This window comes from Streptomyces sp. NBC_00631, from assembly GCF_045206895.1.
GTDB lineage: Bacteria > Actinomycetota > Actinomycetes > Streptomycetales > Streptomycetaceae > Streptomyces.
Window position 1 is genome coordinate 4682053 of record NZ_CP107734.1, and the last position, 14488, is coordinate 4696540.

General features: G+C 70.6%; 14 protein-coding genes. 3 read left to right on the forward strand and 11 right to left on the reverse strand.

The annotated features are described in order from the left end of the window. Positions 1 to 132: 132 nt before the first annotated feature. Genes OHB00_RS21395 through OHB00_RS21405 form a run of 3 tightly spaced genes read right to left on the reverse strand, consistent with a single transcriptional unit; the run spans position 133 to position 2990 of the window. Positions 133 to 1311, reverse strand: coding sequence for a dipeptidase (locus OHB00_RS21395; RefSeq protein WP_406436545.1), 1179 nt, complete (start codon positions 1309 to 1311; stop codon positions 133 to 135). A 21-nt stretch (positions 1312 to 1332) separates the two neighbouring features. Further along, positions 1333 to 1854 carry a 5-(carboxyamino)imidazole ribonucleotide mutase gene (purE, locus tag OHB00_RS21400; protein ID WP_406436547.1) on the reverse strand — a complete coding sequence of 174 codons (522 nt, stop codon included), beginning with the start codon at positions 1852 to 1854 and terminating at the stop codon, positions 1333 to 1335. After that, on the reverse strand, positions 1851 to 2990 hold the full coding sequence (locus OHB00_RS21405) for a 5-(carboxyamino)imidazole ribonucleotide synthase (RefSeq protein ID WP_406436549.1): 1140 nt from the start codon (positions 2988 to 2990) through the stop codon (positions 1851 to 1853). The genes purE and OHB00_RS21405 overlap by 4 nt, the downstream gene beginning before the upstream one ends. 217 nt (positions 2991 to 3207) lie before the next feature. On the opposite strand from OHB00_RS21405, the gene OHB00_RS21410 reads away from it, so the two are divergent. Continuing rightward, positions 3208 to 3711 carry a GtrA family protein gene (locus OHB00_RS21410; RefSeq protein WP_406436551.1) on the forward strand — a complete coding sequence of 168 codons (504 nt, stop codon included), beginning with the start codon at positions 3208 to 3210 and terminating at the stop codon, positions 3709 to 3711. A gap of 12 nt (positions 3712 to 3723) precedes the next feature. On the opposite strand, the gene OHB00_RS21415 is transcribed toward OHB00_RS21410, so the two are convergent. Both OHB00_RS21415 and OHB00_RS21420 read right to left on the reverse strand, forming a co-directional pair. Continuing rightward, complete coding sequence (locus OHB00_RS21415) at positions 3724 to 4995, reverse strand: ATP-binding protein (protein ID WP_406436553.1); 1272 nt, start codon at positions 4993 to 4995, stop codon at positions 3724 to 3726. A gap of 44 nt (positions 4996 to 5039) precedes the next feature. Next, the gene (locus tag OHB00_RS21420) at positions 5040 to 5717 is read right to left on the reverse strand and encodes a response regulator transcription factor (RefSeq protein WP_016436346.1); all 678 of its coding nucleotides are present in this window, start codon (positions 5715 to 5717) and stop codon (positions 5040 to 5042) included. 491 nt (positions 5718 to 6208) lie between these two features. Between OHB00_RS21420 and OHB00_RS21425 the strand changes: the two genes are divergently transcribed. Continuing rightward, positions 6209 to 7705, forward strand: coding sequence for an oligopeptide:H+ symporter (locus OHB00_RS21425; protein ID WP_406436556.1), 1497 nt, complete (start codon positions 6209 to 6211; stop codon positions 7703 to 7705). A 141-nt stretch (positions 7706 to 7846) separates the two neighbouring features. On the opposite strand, the gene OHB00_RS21430 is transcribed toward OHB00_RS21425, so the two are convergent. From OHB00_RS21430 to OHB00_RS21455, 6 genes are all read right to left on the reverse strand, one after another. Continuing rightward, entirely contained in the window at positions 7847 to 9157 is a 1311-nt protein-coding gene (locus OHB00_RS21430; RefSeq protein WP_406436558.1) for a hypothetical protein, read from the reverse strand. A 2-nt stretch (positions 9158 to 9159) separates the two neighbouring features. Further along, positions 9160 to 10173 carry a hypothetical protein gene (locus OHB00_RS21435; protein WP_406445921.1) on the reverse strand — a complete coding sequence of 338 codons (1014 nt, stop codon included), beginning with the start codon at positions 10171 to 10173 and terminating at the stop codon, positions 9160 to 9162. A gap of 71 nt (positions 10174 to 10244) precedes the next feature. Further along, the gene (locus OHB00_RS21440) at positions 10245 to 11114 is read right to left on the reverse strand and encodes a hypothetical protein (protein ID WP_406436560.1); all 870 of its coding nucleotides are present in this window, start codon (positions 11112 to 11114) and stop codon (positions 10245 to 10247) included. Positions 11115 to 11142: 28 nt separating this feature from the next. Beyond that, a complete protein-coding gene (locus OHB00_RS21445) occupies positions 11143 to 11856 on the reverse strand; it encodes an LPXTG cell wall anchor domain-containing protein (protein WP_406436562.1) in 714 nt (237 codons plus the stop codon). A 252-nt stretch (positions 11857 to 12108) separates the two neighbouring features. Next, positions 12109 to 12627, reverse strand: a complete 519-nt coding sequence (locus OHB00_RS21450; RefSeq protein WP_406436564.1) for an ATP-binding protein — start codon at positions 12625 to 12627, stop codon at positions 12109 to 12111. Positions 12628 to 12807: 180 nt separating this feature from the next. Beyond that, entirely contained in the window at positions 12808 to 13218 is a 411-nt protein-coding gene (locus OHB00_RS21455) for an STAS domain-containing protein (protein ID WP_406436566.1), read from the reverse strand. Between the two features lie 306 nt (positions 13219 to 13524). On the opposite strand from OHB00_RS21455, the gene OHB00_RS21460 reads away from it, so the two are divergent. Beyond that, positions 13525 to 14418, forward strand: coding sequence for an RNA polymerase sigma factor SigF (locus OHB00_RS21460; RefSeq protein WP_406436568.1), 894 nt, complete (start codon positions 13525 to 13527; stop codon positions 14416 to 14418). Positions 14419 to 14488: the final 70 nt, after the last annotated feature.

Below are 14488 nucleotides of genomic sequence, written 5' to 3' on the forward strand. Positions count from 1 at the left end.
AGCTACGTCGTGAAGGGGCTGTAGCCCACCGTCGCACGCCTGCCCGGGAGGGTTCCTGGTGGACGGGGCGTTCGGGGGTACGCCCCGAACGCCCGCTTTCCCCGCGCGGCTCTTCTGGGCCGCCCCGGCCGATCAGCCGTCCAGCTCGGCGATGGTCGCGTGGGACGGCCCCCGCGTCTCCTGCAGGCCGCGGGCCACGTCCTCCGCCGCGCCCAGCACACGGACCGCGTTCTGCCAGGTCAGCTTGGCCAGGTCGGGCCTGGACCAGCCGCGGTCCAGCAGCTCGGCGATCAGGTTGGGGTAGCCGGAGACGTCGTTCAGGCCGTCGGGCGTGAAGGCCGTGCCGTCGTAGTCGCCGCCGATGCCGAGGTGGTCGATGCCGGCGACCTCGCGCATGTGGTCGAGGTGGTCGGCGACCGTGGCGGCCGTGGCGATCGGGCGCGGGTTGGTCTCCTCGAAGGCCCGGTGGACCTTCATCGCCGCCTCGGTCGTGTCGAGGTGGTGGAAGCCGTGGGCGCGCATGTTGTCGTCGGCGGTCGCCGTCCAGTCGACCGCCGCCTGGAGCACGAACTTCGGTACGAACGTCACCATCGCCATGCCGCCGTTGCCGGGGAGACGTTCGAGGACGTCGTCCGGGATGTTGCGCGGGTGGTCGCAGACGGCCCGGGAGGAGGAGTGGGAGAAGATCACCGGGGCGGTGGAGGTGTCGAGGGCGGCGCGCATGGTCGTGGCCGCCACATGGGAGAGGTCGACCAGCATGCCCAGGCGGTTCATCTCCCGGACGACCTCGCGGCCGAAGGCGGACAGGCCGCCGACGTTCGGCTCGTCGGTCGCCGAGTCCGCCCAGTCGTTGTTGTCGTTGTGGGTGAGCGTCATGTAGCGCACGCCCAGCTCGTACAGGCCGCGCAGGGTGCCCAGCGAGTTGTCGATGGAGTGGCCGCCCTCCGCCCCCATCAGGGAGGCGATACGGCCTTCCGCGCGCGCCGCCTCCATGTCGGCGGCGGTCAGCGCGGCCCGCAGGTCGGCCGGGTACCGGGCGATCAACTGCCGTACGCAGTCGATCTGTTCGAGGGTCGCCGGGACCGCGCCGGGCAGGTCCGAGCGGACGTACACCGACCAGTACTGCGCGCCGACGCCGCCCTCCCGCAGGCGCGGGATGTCGGTGTGCAGATGTGCGTTCTGGTGCGTGGCGATGTCGCGTGCGTCGAGGTCGTAGCGGACCTGCTCGCGCAGTGCGTACGGCAGGTCGTTGTGGCCGTCGACGACCGGGAACTCGCGCAGCAGGGACCGGGCTTCATCGAGGGACGTCATTGCGTATTGCTTCCCGGAGTCCTACTTGCCGAAGCCGAAGCCGTTCGGGCCCTCGACCTTGGCGCGCAGTCGCTTGCCCTTCTCGGTGGCCTGGTCGGTGAGGTCCTGCTGGAAGTCGCGCATCCGGCCGAGCAGATCCTCGTCGTGGGTGGCCAGGATGCGGGCGGCCAGCAGGCCCGCGTTGCGGGCGCCGGCGACCGAGACCGTGGCGACCGGGACACCGGCCGGCATCTGCACGATGGAGAGCAGGGAGTCCATGCCGTCGAGGTACTTCAGCGGGACGGGGACGCCGATGACCGGGAGGGGGGTGACCGAGGCGAGCATGCCCGGGAGGTGGGCCGCCCCGCCGGCACCCGCGATGATCACCTTCAGGCCGCGCTCCGCCGCCTGCTCGCCGTACGTGACCATCTCGCGCGGCATCCGGTGCGCGGAGACGACATCGACCTCGTACTCGATCTCGAACTCGTCCAGGGCCTTGGCGGCGGCCTCCATGACGGGCCAGTCGGAGTCGGAACCCATGACGATGCCAACAACGGGGCTCATTCGGTGATCGTGCCTCTCAGGTAGCCGGCAGCGTGACGTGCGCGCTCAAGAACGTCGTCCAGGTCGTCGCCGTAGGTGTTGACGTGGCCGACCTTGCGGCCGGGTTTCACGTCCTTGCCGTACATGTGGATCTTCAGTCTGGGGTCGCGGGCCATGCAGTGCAGGTACGCGGAGTACATGTCCGGGTAGTCGCCGCCCAGGACGTTGACCATGACCGTCCATGTGGCGCGCGGGCGCGGGTCGCCGAGGGGCAGGTCCAGGACCGCGCGGACGTGGTTGGCGAACTGGCTGGTGATCGCGCCGTCCTGGCTCCAGTGGCCGGAGTTGTGCGGGCGCATCGCCAGCTCGTTGACGAGGATGCGGCCGTCACGGGTCTGGAACAGCTCGACGGCCAGGTGGCCGACCACGCCCAGTTCCTTGGCGATCCGCAGGGCCATCTCCTCGGCGCGCAGGGCGAGCGTCTCGTCCAGGTCGGGGGCGGGCGCGATCACGGTGTCGCAGACGCCGCCCACCTGCCGGGACTCGACCACCGGGTAGGCGACGGCCTGGCCGTGCGGGGAGCGTACGACGTTGGCGGCGAGCTCGCGGACGTAGTCGACCTTCTCCTCGGCGAGGACCGGCACGCCGGCCCGGAAGGGGTCGGAGGCCTCCTCGGCGGTCTCCACGACCCACACGCCCTTGCCGTCGTAGCCGCCGCGCACGGTCTTCAGGACGACGGGGAAGCCGTCGCCCTCCGCCGCGAACCGGACCACGTCCTCGGGATCGGCCACGATCCGGTGGCGCGGGCACGGCACGCCGATCTCGGTGAGCTTCGCCCGCATCACGCCCTTGTCCTGGGCGTGCACCAGGGCGTCGGGGCCGGGGCGCACGGGGATGCCGTCCGCCTCCAGGGCCCGCAGGTGCTCGGTGGGCACGTGCTCGTGATCGAAGGTGATCACGTCGCAGCCCTGCGCGAAGGCGCGCAGTGTCTCCAGGTCGCGGTAGTCGCCGACGACGACATCGCTCACCACCTGGGCCGCGGAATCCTGAGGGGTGTCACTGAGAAGCTTGAACCTGATGCCCAGCGGGATGCCCGCCTCGTGCGTCATACGCGCGAGCTGACCCCCGCCGACCATGCCGACTACCGGGAACGTCACGCCCCTAGGGTATCGGCCGCGCCAGGGTGGCCGGTTTCCGCGCCCTCGACCAGGGCTCTTACCCGCCGCTTCGCCGCTTCTTGCCCCGCTTTTCCCGCGGTTTTCCGGTGTTCTTTCCAAGCCGTTCCCGACCTGTGTCGCCATCCACAGGCGTCGGAGATGCTGGGTCGTTAGAGTGGCTGGGTCGCAATACCTACGGACGGGAGCCCGCACAACCATGGAACGTGGTTCCTCGGGGCTGCAACGGCTCGTACGCGAGGTCGCCAAATTCGGCGCGGTCGGCGGTGCCGGCATTCTCGTAAATCTCGGCGTCTTCAACCTGGTCCGGCACGTCACGGACCTGCCGGTGGTGCGGGCGAGCGTCATAGCGACGGTCGTCGCCATCGTCTTCAACTACCTGGGGTTCCGTTACTGGACGTACCGGGACCGCGACAAGCACGGCCGCACCAAGGAACTCACGCTGTTCCTGCTGTTCAGCGCGGTCGGCCTGGTGATCGAGAACGGTCTGCTGTATCTGGCCACCTACGGCTTCGGCTGGGACAGCCCGCTGCAGAGCAACGTCTTCAAGTTCGTCGGCATCGGCGTGGCGACGCTGTTCCGCTTCTGGTCGTACCGCACCTGGGTGTTCAAGACGCTGCCGGCCCGTGGGACGGTCGCGGACGCGGAGGCCCTGCTGGAGCGGGCCGCCGACACCGAGAAGCCCAGGCAGCGGGTGCGCTAGAGCGCCCTGGTCCTAGCGGACCATGGGCCGGTCGTCGTCCGGCTTGTGCATAGGCGGGGTGCGGGACAGGAACAGACCGAACACCGGCGGCTGGGCCTGCAGCAGCTCCAGCCGGCCCCCGTCGGCCTCGGCGAGGTCGCGCGCGACGGCCAGCCCGATCCCGGTGGAGTTACGGCCGCTGATGGTCCGCTCGAAGATGCGGTTGCCCAGGTCCGCCGGAACCCCGGCGCCCTCGTCGGTCACCTCGACCACCGCCTGGTTGCCGGTCACCCTGGTCCGCAGGGCGACCGTGCCGCCGCCGTGCATCAGGGAGTTCTCGATCAGCGCGGCCAGCACCTGCGCCACCGCGCCCGGCGTGCCCACGGCCCGCAGATGCCGCTTGCCCGAGCTGACGATCGCCCGGCCCGCGCTGCGGTAGGCGGGCCGCCACTCGGCGAGCTGCTGCTGGATGACCTCGTCCAGGTCGAAGGAGACGGCGGAGCCGGTGCGCGGGTCCCTGGAGTTCGTGAGCAGCCGCTCGACGACGTCCGTCAGCCGCTCCACCTGCGTGAGCGCCACGTTCGCCTCGTCCTTCACGGTGTCCGGGTCGTCGGTGAGGGTGATCTCCTCAAGCCGCATGGACAGCGCGGTCAGGGGGGTGCGCAGCTGGTGGGAGGCGTCCGCGGCGAGCCGCCGCTCGGCGGTGAGCATCCGCCCGATCCGCTCCGCGGAGGAGTCCAGCACATCGGCGACCCGGTCCAGCTCCGGGACGCCGTACCGCTTGTGCCGGGGTCGCGGGTCGCCGGAGCCGAGCCGCTCGGCGGTCTCCGCGAGGTCGGTGAGCGGGGAGGCGAGCCGGTTGGCCTGCCGGATGGCGAGCAGCACGGCGGCGATCACGGCGAGGAGCGCGACGGCCCCGATGATCAGCAGCGTACGGCCGACCTCCCGGGTCACGGTCGACCGGGGCTCCTGGACGGTGACCGTCTCGCCTTCCTCACCGTCGGCCGTGTAGTGGATGACATCGCCCTCGGGCTTCACACCCAGCTCGATCGGAGGCTTGCCCGGGATCCGGATGACGGCGTACTGCTCCTTGCCGACCTGACTCCGCAGTATCTCGACGGTGACGTCCTCGTTTTCGAGAATCCGGCCGTCCACGATGCTGGCGAGGCGGAGCGCCTCGGAGTCGACGCGCTCCTGGGCGCTGTTGCTGATGGTCCGACTCTCGACGATCACCAGGGAGACGCCGAACACGGCGATGACGACGAGAACGACAGCGAGGGTGGACTGGATCAGACGACGACGCACAGCACTCTCCGAGAAACGGCGACTTCAGCGCCCCTTCAGCCGACCTAGCTCTTTTCGAAACGGAACCCGACCCCACGCACCGTGGCGATGTACCGAGGGTTCGCCGCGTCGTCGCCCAGCTTCTTGCGCAGCCACGAGATGTGCATGTCGAGCGTCTTGGTCGACGACCACCACGTCGTGTCCCAGACCTCCCGCATCAGCTGGTCCCGCGTGACGACCCGCCCCGCGTCCCGCACCAGCACCCGCAGCAGATCGAACTCCTTCGCCGTGAGCTGGAGTTCCTCGTCACCCATCCACGCCCGGTGCGACTCGACGTCGATCCGCACCCCGTGCGTGGCCGGCGGCTGCGCAGGCTCCGCGGCACCGCGCCGCAGCAGCGCCCGCACCCGGGCGAGCAGTTCGGCGAGACGGAACGGCTTGGTCACGTAGTCGTCGGCGCCCGCGTCCAGGCCGACGACGGTGTCCACCTCGTCGGCCCGCGCGGTCAGGATGAGGATCGGCACGGCATGGCCCTCGGCACGCAGCCGACGAGCCACCTCCAAGCCGTCCATGCCGGGCAGCCCGAGGTCCAGCACGACCAGGTCGACGCCGCCCTGCATTCCGGCGTCGAGCGCGGTGGGTCCGTCCTCGCGCACCTCGACCTCGTAACCTTCCCGACGCAGTGCGCGGGCCAGCGGCTCCGAGATGGACGCGTCGTCCTCGGCGAGCAGTACACGGGTCATGAGGTGATGGTAGTCCGATTACGCGCAGTGCTGGGGTGTGATCGGCACGCGGAATTCTTACCTTGGGGCACAGTGGTGCGAACCTGTGAGCGAGAGGTGAGATCAGAGGAGTGACCTTGGAAACCGGGAGCACGGTTCCCCCGACACCTGTGATCCGTGTCTCAAGTCCTTCCATATCCGGCAGTGTCCTGACGTAGAGTGACCTGAACGCCTGTAGTACACCCGGGGACCTTTGGTGGCCGTCTTGACGCTGAAGGTCTCTTTTGTGTGCGGGCTGGCCTGCCAGCCTCGAAAGGAATGACCTCTGGCCGGGCTCCGGACGCGACGCAGCGTCACGGGGCGTGGATCCCGGTGGTCGCCCTCCATCGCCCCGCGACCCGGGGCGGAATCCCTGTGGGCGTGGGGTGGACGGGCGGACCCTGCCGGTGCCGGCCGCTCCCCCCACGGGCGCGCAGAGCCCCACCGCGCGCTCCGACCAGCAAGGAACGACCATGGCGTCCAGCCTGACGAAGGACTCGGTCCGACCGGGCACCCCCGGTTCCGAGAAGACCTTCTTCGGCCACCCCCGCGGACTGGCCACCCTCTTCATGACCGAGATGTGGGAGCGATTCTCCTACTACGGCATGAAGGCCCTGCTCCCGCTGTACCTGGTCGCTCCCGGCGGCCTGCACATGAGCGCGGCCGCGGCGACGGCGATCTACTCGGTGTACCTGTCGCTCGTGTACCTGCTCGCCCTGCCAGGCGGCTGGTTCGCCGACCGCGTCCTCGGCCCCCGCAAGACGGTCGCCGTCGCGGGCACGGTCATCATGCTCGGCCACCTGACGCTGGCGCTGCCCAGCTCCGGCACCTTCTTCGCGGGCCTCGGCCTGGTCGCGATCGGATCCGGTCTGCTGAAGGCCAACATCTCCACGATGGTCGGCCACCTGTACGACGGCCCGGACGACCCGCGCCGTGACGGTGGCTTCACGCTCTTCTACATCGGCATCAACCTGGGCGCGTTCGCCGCGCCGCTGGTCATCGGCACGGTCGGCGAGAACTACAACTGGCACCTCGGCTTCGCGCTGGCCGCGGTCGGCATGGCGCTGGGCCTCGCCCAGTTCCTGCTCGGCACCCGCCACCTGAGCTCGCGCTCGGACGTCGTCCCGACCCCGCTGTCCGCCGCGGAGAAGAAGGCGACGCTGACGAAGGCCGGCTTCTGGGCCGCCGTCGCCGCGGTCTTCTACATCGTCGTGGGCGTCTCCGGCGTCTACACGCTGAACTGGCTGCTGGTGCCGATCACGATCGCCGGTCTGCTGATCCCGGTCGTCGTCATCGCCCGCATCAAGCGGGACAAGGACCTGGACCGCGCGGAGCAGTCCAAGATGAGCGCGTACATCTGGTTCTTCGTGGCCGCCGCGGTCTTCTGGATGATCTACGACCAGGGCGGCTCCACCGTCTCCCTGTTCGCCGACGCCTCCGCGAAGAACACCATCTTCGGCTGGAACTTCCCGGTCTCCTGGTACCAGTCCGTCAACCCGGTCATGATCATGGCGTTCGCGCCGGTCTTCGCCTGGGCGTGGCTGGCGATGGCGCGGCGCGGCAAGGAGCCGAGCACCGCCGTGAAGTTCGCCGGTGGTCTGGTGCTGATCGGTGCGTCGTTCTTCCTGTTCCTCGCGCCCCTGTCGATCGCCGACGGCGGTCACAAGGCCGCGGCGATGTGGCTGGTCGGGATCTACTTCGTGCAGACCGTGGGCGAGCTGATGCTGTCTCCGGTGGGTCTGTCCGTGACGACCAAGATGGCGCCGGCGAAGTACGCGTCCCAGATGATGGGTGTGTGGTTCCTGGCGGTCACCGCGGGCGACGCGACGACCGGCCTGCTGTCCATCGCCGGTGTCGACCTGAACAAGACCGGGATCGTGGCGTTCCAGGCGGTGCTGGCGGTGCTGGCCGGTGTGGCCGTGTGGCTGTACCGGAAGAAGGTGCGAGAGCTCATGGGGGACGTGCACTGATCGTCTTCTGGCAGAGGGCCACCGCATCTTCTGGATGGGGTGGCCCTCTTGTGTTTCGCCTAACGGTTTGTGGGGGCTGATCGCGCCCACGCGGCGGAGCCGCACATCAGACGCAGCCCCGCGCCCCTGAAGGCAGGTTGGTCACCGCGTCCTCTTTCGAGGCATGAACGTGAACACGGCGCCGCCCAGCAGGATCGCGGTGCCCGCCACCAAGCCGAGGGCCTTGAGTGCGCCGTTGCTGCTGTCGCCCGTCTCCGCGAGGCCGCCGCTGCTACTGCTGCTGCTTCCGCTGCTTCCCGAACTGGTGCTGCCCGACGCCCCGCTCGCCTGCTCGGCCGTGTCCAGGGTGAGGGAGACCTCGGTCTTCGTCGGCGTGCAGGTGGTCGTCGTACCGAGTGCCTTGACCGTCAGGACGCCCGGCGACAGTGTCGACTCGCCGCTCGCCCCCGGCTTGTAGGTGCCCGTCAGGTCCGGGATCTTGATCGGGTCGCCGGACTTGATCGCGGAGGAGTTGGTGGGTCCCTCCACATGGACCGTGCCCTTGTCGGCGCCGCCCAGGACCACCTCCATCGACGGTTTCACCGAGCCTGCCGGGATGTCGGCGGGGCTGTCCATCACCGACCCGTTGAACTGCACGGTGAGAGCGAAGCTGCCGCCGTCCTTCTTGGCGTTGATCTGCACCGGCGAGGTCGCGCTCTTGTCGCCGATGGGCGTCTTGCAGGCGTAGGGGATGTCGACCTCCTTGCCCGTGAAGTCGGTCTGTCCGGTGCCGTCGGAGGGGGACGCCGAGGCGGAGGCCGACTCCGACGCCGACTCGGACGGGCTCGCCGAGTCCGACGGTGAGGCGGAGGCGGAGGCGGACGTGCTGTCCGACGGGCTCGCCGACTCGCTCGAACCGCTTCCGGTCACCTCGATCGTCGCCGCCTTCGGCACCGTACCCGTCGGGGTGCACACGGTGTCCGTCGAGTACGCGTTGACCGTGTACGCGCCCGGCGTGAGCGTGACCTCGCCGGGCGAGGTCAGTTTCAGCGTGCCTGTCATGTCGGACAGCACCATGTCGCCGCCCTTGGGGATCGCCGGGTTCTCGCGCGGCCCCTGCATGGCGATGTCGGCGGTCTGGGCACCGGCCGCCTTGAGCGTGCCGGACGGCTGCACCGTGTTCGCGGGCAGGTCGATGATGTCCGGGTTCTTGGACGCGGCCTGCACGAACTTCCAGGTGATGTCGACGGTGTCGCCGACCTTCGCCGTGGCGGGCGCGCTGATCTCGACCTTGGTGGTCCCGTCGATCGGGTCGGCGACCCCGGCCGGCGGTACGCAGTGGGTGGCGTACGACACCTCGGCCGCCTGGGCGGTCCCCGCCGTCGCGCCGAGCAGGGCGCCCGCCCCGGCGAGGACCAGCGCGGCCGCCGCCGCGCCCGCTCTGGCCGGTACCGGTGTCACTCTCCTTCGCATGATCACGTGGGTCCTTTCGTGGTCGGAGTCGGAGGACTCGTGGAGCTGTCGTCGTGCGGTGCGGAGAGCCGGCCGGCCGTCGCGCCCGGATCGGAGCCCGGGGTGAACCACGGCAGGGTCGAGGTGGTGACGGTCGTCGAGGGCGTGGGCTCCGCGGCGCGCAGGCGCGGCACACGGAAGACCGGGCCGGGCACTCCCCGGTGCCGGATGCCACCCGCGCGGGGCGGCCGTACCCGGTCCACCACCGCCATCCCGACGCGGAAGACAGCCGCCGGTACGACCGCGCAGAGCAGGATCCAGAAGAGGGTCACGCCCCAGGGACGGCCGACGCCCCAGGGCTGGTCGGCGAGGTCCTTGCCGGCGTACCTGAGGGAGACGGTGTAGCCGCCGTGTGCCCCGGCGGAGAGTTCGACGGGCAGTTTGACCTGCGCCTTCTTGCCGGGCGCGAGGGTGCCGTGCCACTGCTGCTCGTCCCACTGGGGGGCGAACACGCCGTGCGCGGTGCCGACTTGGAAAACCGGATCCTTGAGGGTGCTTGATCCCGCGTTGCCGATGGTGAAGACGAGGGTCCGGGTGGGGGGTGCGCCGAACCAGGTCAGCAGGCCCGAGGAGCCTTCGAGGCGGGTGTCGGTGAGCATCGACAGGCTGCCGCCGGTGGACTCCGCGGGCAGGTCCTTGACGGGGTGTCCGGCGACCTGGAAGGCGGCGTCCGCGTCGGCGCTGGTGCCGGTCACGGTGGCCACGTGCACCACGCAGGGGCAGGGGGCCGGCGGTTCGGCGACCGGGAGCCGCTTGCTGAAGCCGCCGTTCGCGTCGGTGGTGACGGCCCGTCCGTCGGCGTTGGCGCAGGAGTTGGTGCCGCCGATCACGCCCCGGGACGGGCTGGACTGGCCGCAGATCAGCATCATCAGCAGGGTGTGCGGCCGCCAGCCGGTGCCGCTGACGGTGACCGAACCGCCGGTGCCCGCCTGGGACTTGGAGACCTTGACCGCGGGCCCTTCGGCGGCCGCCGCCATGGGCACGAGGAGCAGCGAGAACAGCGCCGCCAGCGATGTCAGCACCGCCAGTACCGGGACCACACGCACTCTCACCTCGCGGCTCCCGTCAACTCGACGTCCTCGGAAAGGGGTTCGGCCGGGCGGCCGCCGCGGCTCCGGCGCCCGCGCAGTCGTACGACCGTCACGGCGGCGCCCGCCGCCGGCGCGCCCGCGGCCCCCGCGACCGCGGCCCAGGGCACGAACCGTGCCTCGGTGTCCGCCGTGTCGTGCGCGCCGCCCGACGCGGTCGCCGTCAGCCGGACGTCGACCGCGTCCAGGGCGGGGTGGCCGGGCCAGGGCTCGCTGAGTTCGGTGCGGGTGCCCGGGGCGAGGCGGACCGGGAGGGTGCGCGGGGCCCGGTCCAGCAGGACGCGGCCGAAGAGCCCGTCGGCGCGCACCGCCAGCTTCGGTGCGAGCACCGTCGTACCCCGGTTGACCAGCTCGTACGTGATGCGGTCACCGTGGACGGCGAGGTGTTCGACGGTCAGCGCGGACAGGGCGGGGCCGCCGACGCGCAGGCGGATGCGGGCGGTGGCGGTGCGGCCGTCGGTGTCCTTGGCGACGAGTGCGGCGGGGCGGTCGCCGGGGGCCGCGCCGGTCGGGACGGTCATGGTGAAGGGGATGTCAGCGCGGGTGCGGGCGGGGACCCGGACGGTCGGCTCGGCGAAGGTGACGGGGACGCCGGTGCCGGCCAGCCGTACCGTGACCGGGTGCCCGCCGGGGTTGGTCAGCGACACGGTGTCCTGGAGGACCGCACCGGGGGCGCCCTCGGCGTAGAAGGAGGGGCGGCCGCCGCCCGCGGGCGCGAGGGACCAGCCTTCGGCGGCCGACGCGCGCGGGGCGGTGGCGAGCAGGGCCAGGGCGGTGACGCCGAGGACCCGGGCGGCGTACCGGGCGGCGGCGGACTGGGCGGACGGCATGGGCGGCTCCAGCGGTCGGACCCGGAGGTCAGCGGCGTACGGTCTGGTTCCGCCGGGTCAGCCAGAGCGTGCCCGCCGCGCCCGCGAGCAGCACGGTGCCACCGAGGGTGCCCAGGGCGACGAACGAGTCCGCGGGGCCGGTCTTCGGGAGGGTGCCTCCGGAGTCGGTGCCGGTGCTGCCGGACGATGACGACGAACCGGAGCTGCCGGAACTGCTCGACCCGCCGCCCGCCGCGGTCACGTCCAGGGTCAGGGACGGCCCGGGGTTGTTGGTGGGGGTGCAGGTGGTCGTCGTACCGAGCGCCTTGATGGTGAGCGTGCCCGCCGTGAACGTCACCTTGCCGGACTTCTCCGGGGTGTAGGTGCCGCTCAAGTCGTTGATCTTGATGGGGGTGTTGGCGGGGATGGCGGCCTGGTTGGCGGCGCCGGTGACGTTCAGGGTGCCGCTGTCGGCGCCGCCGATCTTGATGACGGCGCTCGGGTTCACGGCGCCCTTGCCGAGTTCGACGGGGCTGGAGGAGACGCCCTTCTGCCAGGACATCGTGATCTTGTAGCCGCTGCCGCTCTTGACGCCCTTGATGTCGATCGGGGAGACAGCGCTCTTCTGACCGATCGGCGTCGCGCACTTGTAGTTGACGTTGACGACGGTGGCGTGCGCCGCGGGGGCGGCGAGCAGCACCGCCGATCCGGCCAGGGCGGCGGCGGACGCGAGCACGGCGGTACGTTTCGGGTACGACGACACGGTCGGTCCACCCCATTCGCTACTGACGAGGTATCAGATTCGGCCGTCAAGGTACGCCGCGGCTCATGAGGAGGGAAGAGAAAGGGCGTGGCGGAAGTGTGGGGATACCAAAGCACCCCGTGACCTGTAGCGCCCCTGGCTGTAGCGCCCCGAAGGGGCGCGGGGCCGTGTTTGATGTGCGGCTGCCGCCGCGTGGGCACGACCAGCCCCCACCGGCCGCACGCCGCAGAACAACCCCCTACGGCGCCCCCGTTACGCAGGCGCCCCCAGCTCCGCCCAGACCGTCTTCCCCGCCGCCCCCTGCGTCCGCACAACCCCCCAGTCCAGGCAGAGCCGTTGGACGATGAACATCCCGTGCCCCCCGGGCCGCCCGGCCCGATGCGGCGTCCGCGGCGCCGGCTCCCCGGCCCCCCGGTCCGACACCTCCACCCGGATCACCTTCTTGTCGCAGGCCAGGAAGAGCTCGTCCGGCCCCTCCGCGTGCAGGCAGGCGTTCGTCACGAGCTCGGAGACGACGAGCAGCACGTCCTCGGCGGCGGCCCTGCGGTCGGCGGTCGCGGCCGGCAGCCACCCCCACGCGTGCAGCGCCTGGCGGGTGAAGTCGCGGGCCAGCGGTACGACCCCGCTCTCCCCGTCGAGGCGCAGCCTGCGGACCTGACGACCCCCCGTCGAGGCGGGCAGCTCGTCGGACGCCGCCTCCTCGGACATCCCGGAAGCGCCGCTGGGCTCCGGGCCGCGGTCGCCCGGCGGGTAAGGCCGGGTGGTGCTCATCAGCGCTTCACCTCACCGATTCACCGGTTCACATGGAAAATTTCGCGTTGCTGCAGTTCGTACGGGCCTGATGGCGCGATCGACTCGAACGGAGCCGGGCCGGGCGGCGACAGATCCAGAGTCTCTCCTGCCCGAGCGATCCACAGGAACACCCCCCGATTCCACGAGCCGGACCGGGACTCAGCCCTCGCCACCGGCCGCGTCGGCCCCGTCGCCGCCGCCCTCGTCGGCCAGCGCCGCCTCGACGGAGTCATGGACGGAGAAGACCGCCTCAGCCCCCGTGATCTCGAAGACCCGGGCGACGACGGGCAGCATCCCGGCGAGGTGCACCCCGCCCCCGGCGGCCTCGGCCCGCAGGCGGGCACCGAGCAGCACGTTCAGTCCGGTGGAGTCACAGAACTCAAGGCGTGAGCAGTCGACGACAAGGCGCGAGAAGCCCTTGTCGAGGAGATCGTCCAGCGGCTCGCGCAGCAGGTCTGCGGTGTGGTGATCGAGCTCACCCGCCGGAATCACGACAGCGCTGGAGCCTTCTTCCCGCACCTCCACCAGCAGCCGGCCCGACTGTGCGCTGCCGACCGTCCCGTGGTCCATTGCCGTCTCTCTCCCGAGGTCGTGACCGCTTTTGCCACCGTCTGACCGTTGTCGGACGATGCCCACCGATGTCTGCCGAACGCCATGCCGACGCCCTCGAACATTACGCCTTCTGCACGCAACCCGACAGCCGAACTACTTCGCAGAACGGGACAAACGATAATAGAACGGACTTGCGAGTGGCTCGACGGAGCGGGTAGGGCTAGTAGGGACACGTAACCGACACGGCCGGCTTTGGAGGCGCCGCACACCGCAGTGCACGCACGGCTCCGGCAGCCTGATTTGCCGAGAACGATGGAGGACACCATGTCACCCCGGCTCGACGCCTCGCACCCCATGACGGCGACGTCGACTCCCCCACCGGAACCACTGGATGCCATCGAGGGATTCTTCGCCGGACTCGGCCTCCCGGAGATCCCCCCGTACGACGAGGTCGGCGCGGTCGACGCGCGAGCCCTGTCCAAGACTCTCTTCGAGCGGCTGGAGTCGCTGGAGGAAGGCACGCACGAATATTCGTACGTCCGCAACACCCTCGTCGAACTGAACCTCGCACTGGTCAAGTTCGCCGCCTCCCGCTTCCGCTCCCGCAGCGAGCCGATGGAGGACATCATCCAGGTCGGCACCATCGGCCTGATCAAGGCCATCGATCGTTTCGAGCTCTCACGCGGCGTCGAGTTCCCCACTTTCGCGATGCCGACCATCATCGGCGAGATCAAGCGTTTCTTCCGCGACACGTCGTGGTCGGTACGTGTCCCGCGCCGCCTCCAGGAGCTCCGTCTGGACCTCGCCAAGGCGGGCGACGAACTGGCCCAGAAACTGGACCGCGCTCCCACGGTCGCGGAACTCGCGGAGCGCCTCGGCCTCTCCAACGAGGAGGTCGTCGAGGGCATGACGGCGTCCAACGCCTACACGGCCTCCTCCCTGGACGCGCAACCCGAGGAGGACGAGGCCGAGGGCTCCCTGGCGGACCGCATCGGCTACGAGGACCACGGCCTGGAGGGCATCGAGTACATCGAGTCCCTGAAGCCCCTCATCGCCCAGCTCCAGCCCAGGGACCGCACCATCCTCTCCCTCCGTTTCGTCGCGGGCATGACCCAGTCGGAGATCGGCGACGAACTCGGGATCTCCCAGATGCACGTGTCCCGCCTGTTGTCCCGCACACTCGTGCAGCTGCGCAGGGCGCTCACCCTGGACGAATAACCCCGCTCGGGCCGCCCCGCCACGGGGCCGGGCGGGGATCCCCCCGTCCGGCCCCCGCCACGGGCCGCCG

Excerpts from the sequence above, each read along its gene's own strand:
- OHB00_RS21395 (WP_406436545.1), bottom strand. The coding sequence starts at position 1,311 with ATGACGTCCCTCGATGAAGCCCGGTCCCTGCTGCGCGAGTTCCCGGTC.
- purE (WP_406436547.1), bottom strand. The coding sequence starts at position 1,854 with ATGAGCCCCGTTGTTGGCATCGTCATGGGTTCCGACTCCGACTGGCCC.
- OHB00_RS21410 (WP_406436551.1), top strand. The coding sequence starts at position 3,208 with ATGGAACGTGGTTCCTCGGGGCTGCAACGGCTCGTACGCGAGGTCGCC.
- OHB00_RS21420 (WP_016436346.1), bottom strand. The coding sequence starts at position 5,717 with ATGACCCGTGTACTGCTCGCCGAGGACGACGCGTCCATCTCGGAGCCG.
- OHB00_RS21425 (WP_406436556.1), top strand. The coding sequence starts at position 6,209 with ATGGCGTCCAGCCTGACGAAGGACTCGGTCCGACCGGGCACCCCCGGT.
- OHB00_RS21430 (WP_406436558.1), bottom strand. The coding sequence starts at position 9,157 with ATGCGAAGGAGAGTGACACCGGTACCGGCCAGAGCGGGCGCGGCGGCG.
- OHB00_RS21435 (WP_406445921.1), bottom strand. The coding sequence starts at position 10,173 with ATGGCGGCGGCCGCCGAAGGGCCCGCGGTCAAGGTCTCCAAGTCCCAG.
- OHB00_RS21440 (WP_406436560.1), bottom strand. The coding sequence starts at position 11,114 with ATGCCGTCCGCCCAGTCCGCCGCCGCCCGGTACGCCGCCCGGGTCCTC.
- OHB00_RS21450 (WP_406436564.1), bottom strand. The coding sequence starts at position 12,627 with ATGAGCACCACCCGGCCTTACCCGCCGGGCGACCGCGGCCCGGAGCCC.
- OHB00_RS21455 (WP_406436566.1), bottom strand. The coding sequence starts at position 13,218 with ATGGACCACGGGACGGTCGGCAGCGCACAGTCGGGCCGGCTGCTGGTG.
- OHB00_RS21460 (WP_406436568.1), top strand. The coding sequence starts at position 13,525 with ATGTCACCCCGGCTCGACGCCTCGCACCCCATGACGGCGACGTCGACT.